We start from the raw sequence: 16,227 nt of genomic DNA, 5'->3' as shown, positions 1-16,227 counted from the left end.
TTATTTATTGTTTGTATTTGATGCCAATTCCCAAAATATACCCGTTTCCAGTATTAAAATCATAGACCTTATGATCATCGTTGTCCAGAAGATTATACTTCTTATTAAAATCGTAACCGGCTTTAAAATTTATAAACCAATTTTTATCAACATTTCTCTCATATTCAAGTGCCAAAGTCATTTGTGATACACTAACTTTTGCAGCATTATTTGCTTGACTAATTGAATTATCTAAATTGTAAAAGTTGCCATTAAAGCTATTGGTTAAACTAAATGTATTTCGAACATTATTAGAATATGAAATCTTAGAATTAGGAAATCCAATTAACAGTTCACTTTTGTCATTCATTTTATATTGAAATGATAAGGTTGGAATGAACTTCGGGTAACCAAAAATTGCTGTTCTCGAAACACCAAAATTGATGTTTGCTTTTGATCCAATTTGTTGGCTTATTTCAAAACTTCCTAAAAGCGTCACATCAGATGCCTCCAGATTTCTCTGAAAATTTGCTGTTGGCGTCAAAGCAAGATTCAGTTTTGTACTCGAAAATGTATGAGCGATTTCAAATTTGTTTTTTATCTGAACAAATTGATCCAAATTTTCTAATGCTTTAAAAGTTCCTAATTCATAATTCACTTTCAAATTCGAATATTCAATTGTATTCTTTATTTCATTTTTTGAATTAATTGCTGCATTGAAGAATACTCCAATGCTTGCTTCATTAAAATCAATTTTATCTGTTGGCTCTGTTTTCAAATTCGCATTAACCGAAAACTTCTCCTGAGCTTTCATGTTGAAAAACGAAATCAAAAAAAGAGAACCTATTATAAGCCTTATTTTCATTACTTAATTATTGGTTCAAAAGTAGGTGCCTAATGGTTTTAAAAAAAAGAAGATATATGTATGATGCTTTTTGATAGACTAAATGCCGTTTTTTATGGCTGAACCAACTATTTGTTGTCGTAGAGCTATTGTAGATGTTTTTTTGCTGTTTATAGGTCAAAATAGCAAGACTGTATATGTTATAGTGTAATGCAGAATTGTGCCCTTTATATTTGTTGAAAAAATACGATTATGCATAAGTTTATATTGATGTTGTTTTTTGCTCTTACAATAGTTTCATGTGGCACTGATAAAGATGCCGGCGAATTTGTAGTGGGATCTGATTATTTGGCTGTAAACAATAAAGTAATTTTAATTGATACCGTAACAGTCGAAATGTCTACCATAAATTTTGACTCATTGGTTACATCGAGTCAAAGCAGAATTTTAGTTGGAAATTATGAAGACCCTATTTTCGGTAAAATAAAATCAGACAGCTATTTTCAATTATCCGGAGATACGTATACTTTAACTAATAGTGGCTCTGATACAGAAGCGGTTAATTATGTTTTCGATTCTATCTCAATGATTTTAAGATATGATAACTATTATTATGGAGATACAACAAAAGTACAAACGTTTGATATTCATCGGGTTCTGCAAACAATTAAGCCAAAAACAGATGATGTTAGTTTTTATAATAATTCGACTCTAACATATGGAACCGAAAGTTTAGGCAGTATATCCTATAAACCAAGACCTATAGAAAAGGATTCTGTTAATATAAAAATGGATCCTGTGTTTGGTGAAGCTCTTTTTCAGAAAGTAAAGAAAAAAGAAGTTGCTGATTTTGATAGTTTTTCTGAATATTTAAAAGGACTTGTTTTAGTTCCCTCAACATCTAATTCTTCAAGTGTTATTGGTTTTAACACCAGTAAAAGTGTTATCAGAATGTATTATTCTAAATATCAAAGCCTGGAAGATAAATCGTATTTTCTAGATTTTAGCATTGAAGACGTTTCCAAGCAATTCAATTCAATTTCATCTGATAAAACAGGAACATTAATTCAAAATTTGCCAATTTCGAGCAGCAAATTATCCAGTTCGCTAACCAATCGACAGTCATTTATTCAGTCAGGAGCAGGAGTTGCCTGCCGGGTTGAGTTTCCAAGTATAAAACAGCTCAAATACATTTCAGATAAAGGTACAATTGTCGATGCTGAACTTATTTTAAAACCTGTTGCCAATACGTATTCAAAAGAATATCCTCTGGCAGATTCTTTAAGTGTTTATGTAGCTGATAATTTAAACAGGATTAGCAGTGTATTATTAAATTCTGCAGGAGCTACAGTATATGGCAGATTAAATCAAAAAACCGATGAGTTTAATGAAAACATAGGATACTCGATTTCTGTAGGTGGATTTCTTCAAAAAGAAATGTGGAAAAAATCAGACTCCAGATCTTCTCTTATTCTAACGTTACCAGGAATTTCTAAATCTGTCAATCGAATTGTTTTAGGGGATCAAAAACATTTAAACAATAAAATTCAGTTGAAAATTTACTATATCTCATATTAAATGAAAAATACAATAGCTTTTTTAAGTTGCTTCATTTTAATGTCGTTAACGTCATTTTCTCAAAGTATTTCAAGTTCGCCTTATTCCTTATATGGTTTAGGGAGTTTGTATGATTCAGATTTTGGTTCAATTCCTTCTATTGGTTCTTCCGGGACGGCTTTACCTTCAAGTGTCTTTATCAATAATTTAAATCCAGCTTCATTAGCTTATTTACCTTTAAATCATTTTATGTTAGATATCGGAGGTAAAGCTATTGCAACGACTTATGAAAGTGGTTCAAGATCTGAAAAACGTAATAATTTTCAGTTTTCACATATTGCTTTTGCTTTTCCGGTTACAAAAAAATCAGGATTTAGTGTGGCTTTAAGACCCTATTCAAGTGCCACCTTTAAAATTTCTAATTTGAAATTGCCTATAACAGATAGCCAGGAATATTATTATTTAACGGCAGCAGGCTCCGGCGGATTAAATAATTTCGATTTTTCTTATGGATATAGATTCGGTAAAAAATTAGCTATTGGCGCTACTGCGACTTTGTTATTTGGGAATATTTCGGATGACAGGGCTTATTTAATTTCGAATTCAGTCACATCTATTAGTAAAAAAACAGATTATAATGGTGTGCGGGCAACGTTAGGAACTCAATATAAAATTGATTCTACATTTACGATTGCTTCGACTTTTAAGGCTCCAACACGAGTAAATGCTGCCAAAGTGCAAACCGTTCAAACGATAACTAACGACGTTGTTACTACAGTTGAATCTGATGTTGCTTCAGATACAGATGATTATTATATTCCTTTAGAAATTGGGATAGGAATTAGCAAGCGTTTTAAAAACAATCTAAACCTGACAATGGATTATGAGAAGAGCTTGTGGAATAGCACGAATCAATCTGAATTGTATGGTAATTTTGTTAATCAGGACAGATTTGCACTTGGGTTCACTTATAGTGCTAAAAAGAATATTAGAAGGTATAGCGATCGTATTCAGTATAGTGCTGGAGCCAATTTTGATACCGGCTACCTTGAAGTCGATGGAAAAAGAATAAATAATGCTTCCATTTCTTTTGGACTTTCATTGCCAATAGATAATACTTTTTCAGCGTTGAATATATCTTATTCTTACGCACAAAAAGGAAAAATTTCAGATAATCTGATCAAAGAAAATTATCATAAAATATCCTTGAATTTATCTTTAGACGGAATTTGGTTCGTCAAGCGAAAATTTGAATAACGATTTAGAAATCTTTCTCAATAACGTCGTATTTGTCGTTTAAAATTGATTTTAATACAGCAGGATTTGAATTGACATAAAATACAGGTTCTGTTTTTTCTGCTTCTGAAAAACCAACTTTCTCACGTAATACGTTTTGAGTTTGTCGAGCAACAGCTTCTCCGGAATCGATAATCTGAATATGTTCAGGAAGTATTTGTTTAATCTGTGGAATTAAATACGGGTAATGACTGCAGCCTAAAACCAGATAATCAATATTAGCATCAATCATTGGTCGTAAATAAGATTCTAATAATTGAGTCATTTCCGGAGAATTCAAATTACCATCTTCAATAAGTTGAACCAATCCGTGGCCTACTTGTTCAATTATAGTAGTGTGTTGAAACATTTCGGCAGTTTTGTTGAACAGCTCACTGTTCAAAGTTCCTTTAGTCGCTAAAATACCAATTATTTGAGTTTTAGAATTGTTAGCGGCAGGTTTTATGGCAGGCTCAATCCCTATGAACGGGATATCATACTCAGCACGTAATTCCTGAATGGCATTTGTGGTTGCAGTATTGCAGGCAACAACAATTAATTTGCAATTATTTGCAATTAAAAAATCAACGTTTTTTTTACTCAAAGCAACAATCTCTTCTTTAGTTCGCTGACCGTAGGGAGCATTTTTACTGTCTGCTAAATAGATGGTATTTTCGTTAGGTAATAAGTCGTGAATGGCATTCCAGATTGAAGTTCCACCAATACCGGAATCAAAAACACCTATAGGATTGTTGTTTGTCATAAAGCAAAGTTACATATTTTTCAGAATCTAAATTCGTACTTTTTACTCAATTTTAGGTTAAATTATTTTGAAATTTTATCTAATGGAAATTGTTTTTTTGCATTATACATTGGCAACAAATTTTTTAATTCTATATTAGAATATACCAATGGCTTTGTTTTAATGCAAGTCTGAAAATAAATTAAAGAACAAAAAAAGGCTCAACTTTTAAGTTGAGCCTTTTTTATAATAATAAGAATGTGTTTCTTAGAATCCTAAATCTTTTTTAACATCAGCAGTAATGTTTGGACCATCAGCTAATAAAAGAGTTGAACCGTCTAATACGTATTGGAAACCTTTAGCTTTTCCAACTTTTTGGATAGAAGCTCTTACTTTTTCCATTAATGGTTTTACGATATCAGTTTCTTTTTGTTGTAGTTCTTTCTGAGCATTGTCTCTGTAGTCTACAATTCTTTTTTGCATGTCTTGAACTTCTTTAGAACGTTCACCGTTTACAGCTTCAGTTACAGTAGCAGCTTCAGCTTCATACTTTTTGATTTTTACTTGATATTCGTCAACCATTTTTTTGTATTCAGCATCGTATGTACCACTTAATTTTTGAAGTTGATTTTGAGCGTCAAGCATTGCAGGCATTTTCGACATAATCTCGCTAACATCAACATGAGCTACCTTAGCCTGTGCATTCATTGTGTTACTTGCTCCTAAAACTAGCATGGCAGCAATAAGTAAAGTTTTGATTTGTTTCATCATTTTTAAAATATTAATTAATTATCGGTCGTATTTGTTTTTTGTGTTTCGGCTTCTTTTGCTTTTTTAGCCGCTTCTCTTTCTTCCAGAATTTTCTTTTTTCTTTCTTCTAATTCTTTTTTACGTTGTTCGTAAAGTTTCTGTCTTTCTGCCGCTTTATCAACCGCTGGTTCAGTAGTTGTTGCAGGCTCCGTTGTTGATGCAGGTTTAGCTGTAACAGCATTTGTATTAGCATCCGTTTTTGTTGTTTCTGTTTTTGCTGGTTCAGAAACCGTGCCATTTTTTTTAGCTTCTCTTTCGGCAGTGATGGCTTTTCTTCTGTCGTCGTATTCTTTTTTCTTAGCTTCTTGTTCCAGTCTTCGGTCTTCAATTAATTTCTCTCTGGCAGCTTTTCTTTGATCTAATACTTTTTGTCGATCAGCCATTGCCGGATTTTCATCAATTTCATTCTCGCGATTTTCTTTAACTTCCTGTTCTTTCAATTGTTTTTTAGTCAATTGCTCACGTTTATCAGTTCTGTTTAATACACGTAAAACCTGATCGCTAATGTCAAATCTTTTGTTGCTAAAAAGCATTGTCAAATCTGATGATTTATCAAAAACAAAATCATAATTTTTTGCTTCAGCAATATCCTGAACGGCTGTAAAAACCTGATCTTGTATCGGTTTTGCTAAAGCTGCTTTATGTCTGATTAAATTTCCGTCAGCTCCAAATTGTTTTTCCTGATAAGAAAGCATTTCATCTTCAAGAAATTTAATTTCAGTTTGTCTTTCATCAATAAGTTCTTTAGTAAGTAAAGCTTTTTCAGCTTTAAGACTTTCCTTTAGGTTATTAATTTCTAACTTTTTGGCCTCTATCTCTTGTTTCCACTTCTGAGCTTTTAACTCTAATTGGGCTTTTGCTTCTTTATAATCAGAGACATTCTCTAGAATATATTCCATGTCAATGTACCCAATCCTTGTCGTTCTCGTCTGAGCCTGACTTGTATGCACTACAATCAAAGCTAAAAATATAAATAAAAACTGTTTCCTCATAACATCACTTTATTTTCAAATTTTTAACCAAATGTACTAAAATTTGTACTAAAATTGTTGTCCAATAATAAAATGTGTTTCCCAACCATTTGCTTTATTAGTAACAGACCCAGGTAAGGCATCAAAACCATAACCAAAATCAATACCTAATAATCCAAATGCCGGCATAAATACACGTAAACCAACACCTGCAGAACGATTCAGATCAAATGGGTTATATTCTTTGAATGTTGGATAAGATGATCCAGCTTCCAAAAATGTTAAGGCATATATAGATGCTGATGATTTTAATGTAATTGGATAACGTAATTCCATAGAGAATTTATTATAAATGGTTGCTCCAATTTGTTCTCCTGCACTATTTACCGGTGTTAAAGAGTTATTTGGATAACCTCTTAGCTGAATAGTTTCTCTACCATCCATAGAGTAGTTGGCCATTCCGTCTCCACCTAAATAGAAACGTTCGAAAGGTACAACACCTCTTGATTGATCATAAGCTCCTAAGAAACCGAATTCGGTTAATGTTCTTAGAACTAATTTACCATATACTTTAGTATACCAATCTGCTTTAAATTTAATTTTATAATATTCTAACCAGTTGTATTTCTTTTGATCGACTTTACCAACATCAGTATCTGCACTTTGATAATCAGATCCTACACCTACAGTACCTGATTGGCCATTGATAACTTCAGTTTTAGTGTAATCACCAGGACTTATAGCTGCTCCGTCTGCACCTGTAGTGGTTGTCGTTCCAGTATATTTTGTTTTATATTCTTTTTGATTTTTTAAATCTGAATAATCAATATTGTTAAATAATGAATAAGGAGGTGTTACTTTCGCTGAGATACTAAATTCTGATCCGTAAGTAGGGAAGATTGGGTTAACCCCTTTATTACTTCTTGAAATTCCTATAGTATAAGCTAAGTTTCGGGATGCTCCGTTACCAAAAGTAAATAAACCTGTATTATAGTTATTTAAATCATAGTGTTGGTAGCTTATCGACTGAGATAAAACAAAATAATCATCCGGCACTGTTAACCTTTTAGCTAGACCAACTTGTACAGTAAAAATATTAAAACTTTTGCTTTTATCTACATCTCTTGTAATATAATTATTCAAGAATTGTGTACTGTACGATATAGATGAACTAAATTGTACTGGTTTTTTTCCACCAAACCAAGGTTCAGAGAACGATAAACTGTAGGTTTGAAAGTAAGTACTTCCTTGCAAACGAAGTGATACTTTTTGACCATCTCCCATTGGTAAAGGCTTATAAGCTTCTTTCTTAAATATGTTTCTTGCAGAGAAGTTATTAAACGATAATCCTAAGGTTCCAATGAAACCTCCACCACCGTAACCACCCTGAAGTTCTACCTGACTCGATCCTTTTTCTACTACGTGATATTCAATGTCTACAGTTCCTGCTGCGGCATCTACATTTTTAAATTTTGGATCGATCGCCTCAGGATCAAAAAATCCTAATTGTCCGATTTCACGAATAGTTCTAACCAACTGTTCTTTACTGTATTTTTCTCCTGGTTTAGTTCTTAACTCACGGTAAATTACATGATCATTCGTTTTGTCGTTTCCAACAACCGATATTTTGTTGAAATATGCAATAGGGCCTTCAGTAACTCTAATTTCAAAGTCAATTGTATCATTAACTGTTTTTACCTCTACAGCATTGATATTAGAGAATAAGTAACCATTGTTTTGGTACAAGTTTGTAATATCTTCTGCATCAGGCTTTGTCTTGTCAGCAATTCGTTTTTCAAGTAAAACACCATTATAAGTTTCTCCTTTTTTGATTCCTAAATAGCGATTCAAAAGTTGATCTGAATAAACAGTATTCCCTAAAAATTTAATATTTCCAAAGTAATATTTATTTCCTTCTTCCAGATTAATCTTGATATCAAGCATATTTTTTTCTTTATTATATGTAACAGAGTCATATATAATACGAGCATCTCGATATCCTTTTTCTTTGTATGTCGCAACAACTTTTTCTAAGTCAGCTTTATATTTTTCAGGAATAAATTTTGACTTTTTCAGGACATGAAGAATATTCTTTTCCTTTGTATCTTTCATAGCCGCTTTTAACTTATTATCAGTAAGTTTTTCATTGCCTATGAAGTCAATCTTCCTAATTTTTACCTTATCGCCTTTATCTACCCGAACAAGCATGTTTACATGGTTTCCAGCTGTAGTATCAGGAGTGTTTGTAATAGTAACTTTTGTGTTATAGTAACCTTCTTTTTTATATTTATTTTCAATATAATTTTTAGTTGTCGTAATTAAGTTTTCGTTGACAATTTTGTTTTTTGTCAAATTGTTATCCTTAATTAACCCTTCTACTTTACCTTTTTTAACACCTACGAATTTAACTTCGTTCAACTTTGGAAGTTCAACAATGTTTAAGTCAAGATATATACTATCATTGTCTATTTTATTTACGTAAAAAGAGATTTCATCAAAAAGGCCAAGTTTACCTAATTTTTTAATTGCACCACTTATTTCTTCACCAGGAACAGTTATTTCCTGTCCTTTTTGAAGACCGGAGAAAGTAACAACGGTTTGTTCATTGAAGCTTATTTTACCAACAACAGAAACTTTAGCAAGAATATATTTTTTTCCTTGATCAAAAGGAACTCTTTCTTGTGCTTTTATTTGTGAAAAACTACCCAATAGAAGAAGGGTAAAGACTATTTGTATTCTTTTTTGTAACACTAAAAAATTATTTAATTTGTTCACTGGTTTTTCCAAATCTACGTTCTCTTTTTTGATAACTAATAATAGCCTCATATAAATCCTGGTCTTTAAAGTCTGGCCATAACACATCAGTAAAATATAACTCTGCATAGGCTATCTGCCACAGCAAAAAATTACTTATTCTATGTTCTCCACTTGTTCGTATTAATAAATCTACGTCTGGTAAATTTTGCGTGTAAAGATGCTCATTTATAATTGAATCGTCAATAGTGTCTATTGAAATTATATTATTTTTAACTTTATCACTGATGATTCTTACGGCATTTACCAATTCTTCTCGTGATCCGTAACTTAAAGCCAGAGTTAACGTGAGACGCGTATTGTTTTTTGTTTTTTCAATAACATCTAAAAGTTCTTTTTGAGCACTTTTTGGCAATTTATCAAGATTTCCAATAGCATTAAGTTTGATATTGTTTTCTTGCAAAGTAACAAGCTCTTTCTTTAAAGAATTGATCAATATTTTCATCAAAGCTTCGACTTCCAATTTCGGACGATTCCAGTTTTCTGTAGAGAAAGCATACAGGGTTAAATATTCGATACCAAGTTTTGCACAAGTTGTAATTGTTTTTTTTACAGATTTTGTTCCATTTTCATGGCCAAAAGCTCTCAAAAAACCTTGTTGCTTTGCCCAACGTCCATTACCGTCCATAATAATGGCCAGATGTTTAGGTAGGTTTGTCAGGTCGATAGAGTCTATTAAATTCATTTTATTATTCTGCGCAATAGCAAGGTTTTAGTCCAAAGGTATACGTTAGTGTAACACCTGAAAAAACATACCAGTCATTATTATTTATATTTCCAAATCGCAAAGCCTCATTGGTCGGATTACTTCCGTCTATATTATCTGTAAAAGTATAACGTGCTCCAACTTCAACTGCTAAAATAAGTTTTGGAAACACATTTGATTTTATTCCTAATGTCATAGGAATAGCAATTGAACTTGAGGTTTTTTCTTTTCTTGTTTGTCCTCCAGTAATATATAAATCATCATAAAAGAAATAACTTAAACCTGAATATACATAAGGAGTAATTTTTGGATGATAATCGTGAAGATTAAAATCAAAAAAATTGAATTCTAAACCGGCAGAAAGTTCTTTAATGTTGTTTTTAAATTTGTACCCTCTTTTGTTACGCCCTGTTTCTTCTGACTCAAAATCGTTTCCGGAAATTGAGGATTGTGTATACGAAAAGCGATACGAATGACGAGGACTTCTATTCCATTTGTACAAAACACCAAAAGCCAGTTTATCCGGATTAACATAAGTTGTACTTCCTACGTCACCTACGAAGTTACTTCCACCAAGAAAAACTCCAATCTCGTTTATTTGAGCGTGAAGTGTAATTAGAGGGAAAAAACATAACAATAAATTAAAAATTTTCTTCATTTAATTCAAAATTGCGTGCAAATATAATAATTATCGATACGAATCAACGTTCCTTTAGTTAAATGTGCTTTTTTTTCAATATGTAACATGATTTTGAGACATTTAATAATGATTCGATATATGCAAAACGGCAAAAAGTACTATAATCGTATAGTTACAAATTAGAAAAAAGCTTAATTTCTCTTATCTTCTCCCCAAAGCAATTTGTTTCTCAAGGTTTTTAAGAAAGTTTCCCCTGGAATTTCAACCATTTTTATTTTAAAATCAGTTCTTCTGATGGTTAAAACTGATTCATTTTTTACAGATGCTATTCTGGAATCAAGTGAAACCAAATATTGATCTTCTCTTCCTGAAACGCGTAATTTGATTTCAGTGTCATCAGGGATAACAAGAGGTCGTGCCGTTAAATTATGTGGCGCAATAGGTGTAATCACCAAACTTTTAACGTCTGGCGTTAGCAATGGCCCGCCGCAGCTTAAATTATATCCTGTAGAACCTGTTGGTGTCGAAATGATTAAGCCATCTGCCCAATATGAATTTAAATATTCATTATTAAGGTAGGTTTCAACGGTAATCATCGAAGTAGTATCTTTTCGGCTCACGGTTATTTCATTCATGGCAAAATTTAAATCTTCTTCGATAGCATCATTTTTAGGATCACATGTTATGCTCAGTAAAGTTCTTTCAGAAGTAGTGTAATTTTTGTTAATGACAAACTGTAAAAAACTATCTATTTTCTCTTTTTGAACGGTAGCCAAAAAACCAAGTCTTCCCGCATTGATTCCTAAAATAGGTACTCCGGAATTACGAACCAAAGTAGCAGCCCTTAAAATAGTTCCGTCACCGCCAATACTAATCAGCATTTCAAAACTGCTGTCTAAGGATGTGGTTGCTGAAAAAGTTTTATATTCTTTTTCTACAAGTTCCTTTTCATGTAGCATTTTTAGAAAGTTTTCTTCGATAACCATCTCTACATTATTTGTATTGAAAAACAAAAATATGTCTTTGATAATGGGTTCTGTACTGTTCTGATAATACTGTCCGTAAATGGCTACTTTCATCTTGGTATTGAATCGATTTTTATTGAATTGTGATCGCTGTTTTTTTTGCCAAAACGATTAAACAATTAACCGATTCAACATAGAAAACTATATATTAAGGTATTTGTCTAAATAATCAGAACGTTCTTTAAGGCTATTGATATATGCATCTTCCTGATGTTCAGAAATAATTTCGTAATTATATCGTCTAAAAGTCTGAATAATCTCGTTCATTGGTCCAATGCCAATTTTTACAGTGATCTGAACATTTTCCAAATCAGCTTCAGATATAAAGCAGCCCAGGATTTTGCCATTATTACTTTCTACAATTTGAGCTACCTGGCCCATTGAGTAATCTAAAAGTCCTTTTTGAACAATAATAATCCCGCCTTGTTCTTTTAAAAATGGAGTTTCCTGAAAAAACTTCATGATATCCTCGATTTCATAATAGCCAATGTAAGTATTATTTTCATCGATAACCGGAACGGTATTGGTATGGTTCTTTGCAAAAACTTCTAAAACATCGAGCCACATCATCGACTTTCGGGCAAAATATCGCTCTAAAGTATATTTATAATCAATTGCTTTTTTGTCGATATCAAAAGTTTCAACATCATCAGAAGCAATACTTCCAATGAAGATGCCATTTTCCAAAACCGGAAAATGCGAAAAATTCACGTCTGCAAAAAAGTCCTGAACCGATGCTATCGTTTCCTGACTATCAATCGCTCGAAAATCGTTTGTGATATAGTTAGTTATTTCTGTCATAAATCAATTGAAGATATTTCACGCAAAATAATCAAAAAATAGCAAAAACTGCTACGTTTTACTTTGTATTTTTGTCGTAACAAATATAATGTTACTAGAATTAATTATCTATTTATATGACAAAGTTAAGTGTAAATATCAATAAAATTGCAACTCTTCGAAATGCACGTGGCGGAAACGTGCCTGATTTGTTAAAAGTGGCGACTGATATTCAGAAATTTGGAGGACAAGGAATCACCATTCACCCACGTCCGGACGAGCGCCATATTCGTTATCAGGATGCAAGAGATTTAAAATCTATAGTTTATACCGAATATAATATTGAAGGAAATCCTCAGCATAATTTTATCGATTTGGTTTTAGAATGTAAACCAACGCAAGTAACATTAGTTCCGGATGCAATTGGAGCAATTACGTCTTCTGCAGGTTGGGATACCATAAAAAATCAAGCTTATTTAACCGAAGTTATTCAGGAATTTCAACGTAACGGAATCAGAACTTCGATTTTTGTTGATCCAATTTCTGAAATGATTGAAGGAGCAAAAAAAACAGGAACTGATAGAATCGAATTATATACCGAAGCTTTTGCGCATCAATACGATTTAGGAAATAAAAACGGAATTGATCCGTATGTTAAAGCAGCAGAATTGGCGAATAATTTAGGCTTAGGAATTAACGCCGGACATGATTTAAGTTTAGATAATATTCAATTTTTCAAACAAAATATTCCCGGTTTATTAGAAGTTTCTATTGGTCATGCTTTGATCTCAGAAGCGCTTTATCTTGGTTTAGACAATGTGGTAAATATGTATTTGAATAAATTGAAATAAGTTAAAATTAAAACAATTATAACCTGATGCAATTGGGTTATAATTGTTTACTTTCGCACTTTCCATATTAAAAGCTAGTGTCGAAATTTATTATTATTTGTTTGTTCTGTTTTTCTGGTTTATTTGCACAATCTCAGGCAAATATAACAGGAAATATAAAATCTTCTGAAAACGAAAATTTAATTGGTGCCAGTATTTCTTTTAACCAAAACCGTTTTGTGTTAAGTGATTCATTAGGTAATTTTTCAGAAAATATTCTACTAGGAAAAGTCACCATTGCAATTAATCAATTGGGCTATCTTAATAAAAATTTTACTATCAATCTTGTAAAAGATACCGTAATCAGTGTTGTTTTAGAAAAAGATATTTCACTTTTAAAAGAAGTAATTATAGCAAATGATAAAAAAAGTGGTATTTCGACTTTATCAGGCGGTAAATTATCCTTTAATTTAAAAGAATTATCTTCTTTGCCAACAGTACTGGGAACTACAGATATTATAAAAATTTTACAGCTTACTCCAGGTGTTCAAAATTCTGGCGATGCAAATGGATATTTGTACGTACGCGGCGGAGATCCAGGTCATAATGCTATATTATACAATGGCACGACAGTTTATGGAATGTCACATTTATTAGGTATTTTTCCTTTTTATAACACAGACCATATTAAGGAAGTTGAATTTGATAAATCGAGTTCGAATGTAAAATATGGAGGACGTTTGAGTTCTACAACATTATTGATGCCGAATAAAAAAGTGCCTTCAGAATTTTCTATTCAGGGAAATATTGGAATTTTAGCCTCGCAATTAACTTTGGCTTTGCCAATTACTGAAAAGTCAGGAATTTATCTATCTGGCAGAAAAACGTATATCGATGAATTCATTGCGCCATTAGTAAATTCATTTTCGAAAAACAACGATGTTGAAGATATGAAGTATGGCTTTTCAGACGGAAATATCACTTTTATATCTCAAATTTCTAAAAACAATTTATTTTCTGTTGATGCTTTTGTCTCTGGTGATAAATTAAAAATTAAAGACGATAACCTGTCTTTAAAAACGAATTTAAAATGGAGCAATTTTACGGTTTCTCCAACTTTAACAACAACGCTTTCATCTAAAACAAGCATGTCAAACGCTGTTTATTTTAGTCAATATTCTAATGATTTGAGTATGGAACAAGCGACAATTCAGTTTGGAGTTTCTTCTTCTGTAAAAGATTTTGGTTTTACAAATTCACTTCGTTATTGGATAAAAAACATTCCTGTAGAATCTGGTTTGCAATATGTTTACCATACTTTACAGCCTCAAAAAATTAATATTGAAAATTTTGCCAATTCTAATACTTCTCAAAATAGTATAATAAATGCTAATGAAGCGGCTGTTTTTTCGACTTTTAAACCAAAGTTGACTGATAAATTAAATGCAGAATTAGGACTAAGAATAAATTATTACACCTCAGGATCTCAAAGTTCGTATTTGCATTTTCAGCCTCGTGTTTTGTTAAATTATATCGCAAACGAAAAATATTCTTTTTACGGATCGTATAATAAACAATACCAATATTTGAGTTTGATAACAACTTCAAGTGTTGGAATTCCGACAGATTTTTGGATTGCCAGTTCAGATGGAATAAAACCACAATCGTCAGATGAATTTTCTGTTGGTTCAAATCAAAATATTTCAAAAGACCTGGTTTCTTCTTTTGGAGGATTTTACCGTTCTATGAAAGATTTATTGGAATATCCATACGGTATAACTCAGTTTAATGAAGTTACAACTTTAAAAAATGATTTATTAGTTGGAAAAGGAAAAGCGTATGGTTTAGAATTTATGCTTCGAAAAAACAACGGAAAATTTACAGGTTGGCTGAGTTATACCTTAAGTTGGTCTGACAGAAATTTTGAAGAACTCAACAACGGAAAAACATATTTTGCCAAATACGACAGGCGTCATAATTTGTCGTTGGTTGGAATGTACGATTTAAATGCAAAGTGGAATTTTGGGGTTACCCAAATATTTAGTTCCGGAAATCGATTTACGATGCCTACTTCTTGGTATTTTATCAATAATAATCCGGTCAAAGAATACTCAGAATATAATAATGCGCAAATGCCAAATTACATTCGTACAGATCTTTCGGTTAATTATTTCTTCTTTAAAACAAATAAAAAGGAAAGTGCTTTGAATTTTTCAATTTATAATACTTTCAATATTGATAATCCAATTTATGTTGTTTTGAATGTTCAGGTTGATGAAGATAAAAACAGTGTAATTGTAAAGCAGGATAAAAAAGTTTTATACCGAATATTGCCTTCGATAAGCTGGAGATTTAAATTTTAAAAGATGAAAAAATATTTACTGTTTCTTTTTACTTTAATAATGGTAAGCTGTTCTAAAGATGATTTTAGAGAACAGACAAGTATTGAGTCCAGAATTGTAGTAGAAGGCTGGATCGAAGAAGGAGATTATGCGCAGGTTTTGCTTTCGAGCAGTATTCCGGTTACCGATGTAATTGATTCTACAAATGTTTTGAACCATGTTATAAGATCAGCCAAAATTACGATTTCGGATGGTGAAAATTCAGAAGTTTTAAGGGTTAAAAATGATAAAAACAGAGTGCCGCCTTTTGTTTATTACGGAACAACGTTAAAAGGAGAAGCCGGAAAACAATATTCGCTAAAAATAGAATATTTAAGTCGTGTTGTAGAAGCCGTAACAACAATACCTAAAACTGTTGAACTTAAAAGTGCTGAGTATGTAAAAAAGAATGCGACAGATACAACTGGTTATGTTTTTGTGAAGTTTGATGATCCTTTAGAAGATAAAAATTATTATCAGCTTGCTACAAAAATTGATACCGAAGAACCTGTTTTTGTTCCTGCATTTTACGGTAATTTGGATGACAAAAATTTTAGCGAATCAGCTGTTGCAATTCAAATAAACAGGGGGATTTTACTTTTTCCGAAAACGAAATTCACGCCTTATTTTGCTGACGGGGATTTAATTTATGTAAAACTAAGAACGCAAAATAAAGAGGCGCTTGATTTTTGGAACAGCTGGCAAAATGAAATTGTAAACAGTAAAAATCCAATTTATCCATCTAATACAAGTTTAAAATCGAATATAAAAGGAGGAATTGGTATTTGGGCAGGATATGGACAAAGTACTATAATCGTTAAAACACCACCTAAAAAAATAAAGCCGGTTTGAAACAATTCAAACCGGCTTTAA

At 31.9% G+C, this 16,227-nt stretch carries 14 protein-coding genes; 5 read left to right on the top strand and 9 right to left on the bottom strand.

The window, feature by feature from the left end; translation table 11 throughout:
- Nucleotides 1-4 precede the first annotated feature (4 nt).
- Entirely contained in the window at nucleotides 5-844 is an 840-nt protein-coding gene (locus EV143_RS07380; protein WP_133507324.1) for a DUF6268 family outer membrane beta-barrel protein, read from the bottom strand.
- Nucleotides 845-1,075: 231 nt separating this feature from the next.
- On the opposite strand from EV143_RS07380, the gene EV143_RS07375 reads away from it, so the two are divergent.
- Nucleotides 1,076-2,401, top strand: a complete 1,326-nt coding sequence (locus EV143_RS07375) for a DUF4270 family protein (protein WP_133507323.1) — start codon at nucleotides 1,076-1,078, stop codon at nucleotides 2,399-2,401.
- A complete protein-coding gene (locus EV143_RS07370; RefSeq protein WP_133507322.1) occupies nucleotides 2,402-3,637 on the top strand; it encodes an OmpP1/FadL family transporter in 1,236 nt (411 codons plus the stop codon). It abuts the gene before it with no gap.
- Nucleotides 3,638-3,641: 4 nt separating this feature from the next.
- Here the strand turns inward: EV143_RS07370 and murI are convergent, their stop codons facing one another.
- The 8 genes from murI to EV143_RS07330 form a co-directional block, all read right to left on the bottom strand.
- Nucleotides 3,642-4,418 (bottom strand): glutamate racemase, encoded by a 777-nt coding sequence (gene murI / locus EV143_RS07365; RefSeq protein WP_133507321.1) that lies wholly within the window; start codon nucleotides 4,416-4,418, stop codon nucleotides 3,642-3,644.
- Nucleotides 4,419-4,664: 246 nt separating this feature from the next.
- Nucleotides 4,665-5,168: an OmpH/Skp family outer membrane protein gene (locus EV143_RS07360; protein WP_194632575.1), complete on the bottom strand. Its 504-nt coding sequence runs from the start codon at nucleotides 5,166-5,168 to the stop codon at nucleotides 4,665-4,667.
- Between the two features lie 14 nt (nucleotides 5,169-5,182).
- Entirely contained in the window at nucleotides 5,183-6,199 is a 1,017-nt protein-coding gene (locus EV143_RS07355; protein WP_133507320.1) for an OmpH/Skp family outer membrane protein, read from the bottom strand.
- A gap of 48 nt (nucleotides 6,200-6,247) precedes the next feature.
- Nucleotides 6,248-9,004: a BamA/OMP85 family outer membrane protein gene (locus tag EV143_RS07350; RefSeq protein WP_133507319.1), complete on the bottom strand. Its 2,757-nt coding sequence runs from the start codon at nucleotides 9,002-9,004 to the stop codon at nucleotides 6,248-6,250.
- Complete coding sequence (locus tag EV143_RS07345) at nucleotides 8,937-9,677, bottom strand: isoprenyl transferase (RefSeq protein WP_133507318.1); 741 nt, start codon at nucleotides 9,675-9,677, stop codon at nucleotides 8,937-8,939. The genes EV143_RS07350 and EV143_RS07345 overlap by 68 nt, the downstream gene beginning before the upstream one ends.
- A 4-nt stretch (nucleotides 9,678-9,681) precedes the next feature.
- Nucleotides 9,682-10,356 (bottom strand): type IX secretion system protein PorG, encoded by a 675-nt coding sequence (gene porG / locus EV143_RS07340; protein ID WP_133507317.1) that lies wholly within the window; start codon nucleotides 10,354-10,356, stop codon nucleotides 9,682-9,684.
- 173 nt (nucleotides 10,357-10,529) lie between these two features.
- Nucleotides 10,530-11,417, bottom strand: a complete 888-nt coding sequence (locus EV143_RS07335; protein ID WP_133507316.1) for an NAD kinase — start codon at nucleotides 11,415-11,417, stop codon at nucleotides 10,530-10,532.
- An 87-nt stretch (nucleotides 11,418-11,504) separates the two neighbouring features.
- Nucleotides 11,505-12,164, bottom strand: a complete 660-nt coding sequence (locus EV143_RS07330; protein WP_133507315.1) for a CBS domain-containing protein — start codon at nucleotides 12,162-12,164, stop codon at nucleotides 11,505-11,507.
- Nucleotides 12,165-12,280: 116 nt separating this feature from the next.
- On the opposite strand from EV143_RS07330, the gene EV143_RS07325 reads away from it, so the two are divergent.
- The 3 genes from EV143_RS07325 (at nucleotide 12,281) to EV143_RS07315 (ending at nucleotide 16,206) form a co-directional block, all read left to right on the top strand.
- Nucleotides 12,281-12,994, top strand: coding sequence for a pyridoxine 5'-phosphate synthase (locus EV143_RS07325; protein WP_133507314.1), 714 nt, complete (start codon nucleotides 12,281-12,283; stop codon nucleotides 12,992-12,994).
- A 77-nt stretch (nucleotides 12,995-13,071) separates the two neighbouring features.
- Complete coding sequence (locus EV143_RS07320; protein WP_133507313.1) at nucleotides 13,072-15,336, top strand: TonB-dependent receptor plug domain-containing protein; 2,265 nt, start codon at nucleotides 13,072-13,074, stop codon at nucleotides 15,334-15,336.
- 3 nt (nucleotides 15,337-15,339) lie between these two features.
- Nucleotides 15,340-16,206, top strand: a complete 867-nt coding sequence (locus EV143_RS07315; RefSeq protein WP_133507312.1) for a DUF4249 domain-containing protein — start codon at nucleotides 15,340-15,342, stop codon at nucleotides 16,204-16,206.
- Nucleotides 16,207-16,227 lie beyond the last annotated feature (21 nt).

The organism is Flavobacterium chryseum, from assembly GCF_004362015.1.
In the GTDB taxonomy this organism is placed as follows: Bacteria; Bacteroidota; Bacteroidia; order Flavobacteriales; family Flavobacteriaceae; genus Flavobacterium.
The sequence above is the reverse complement of the archived record's forward strand: the minus strand, read 5'-3'. Positions and strand labels throughout refer to the sequence as shown.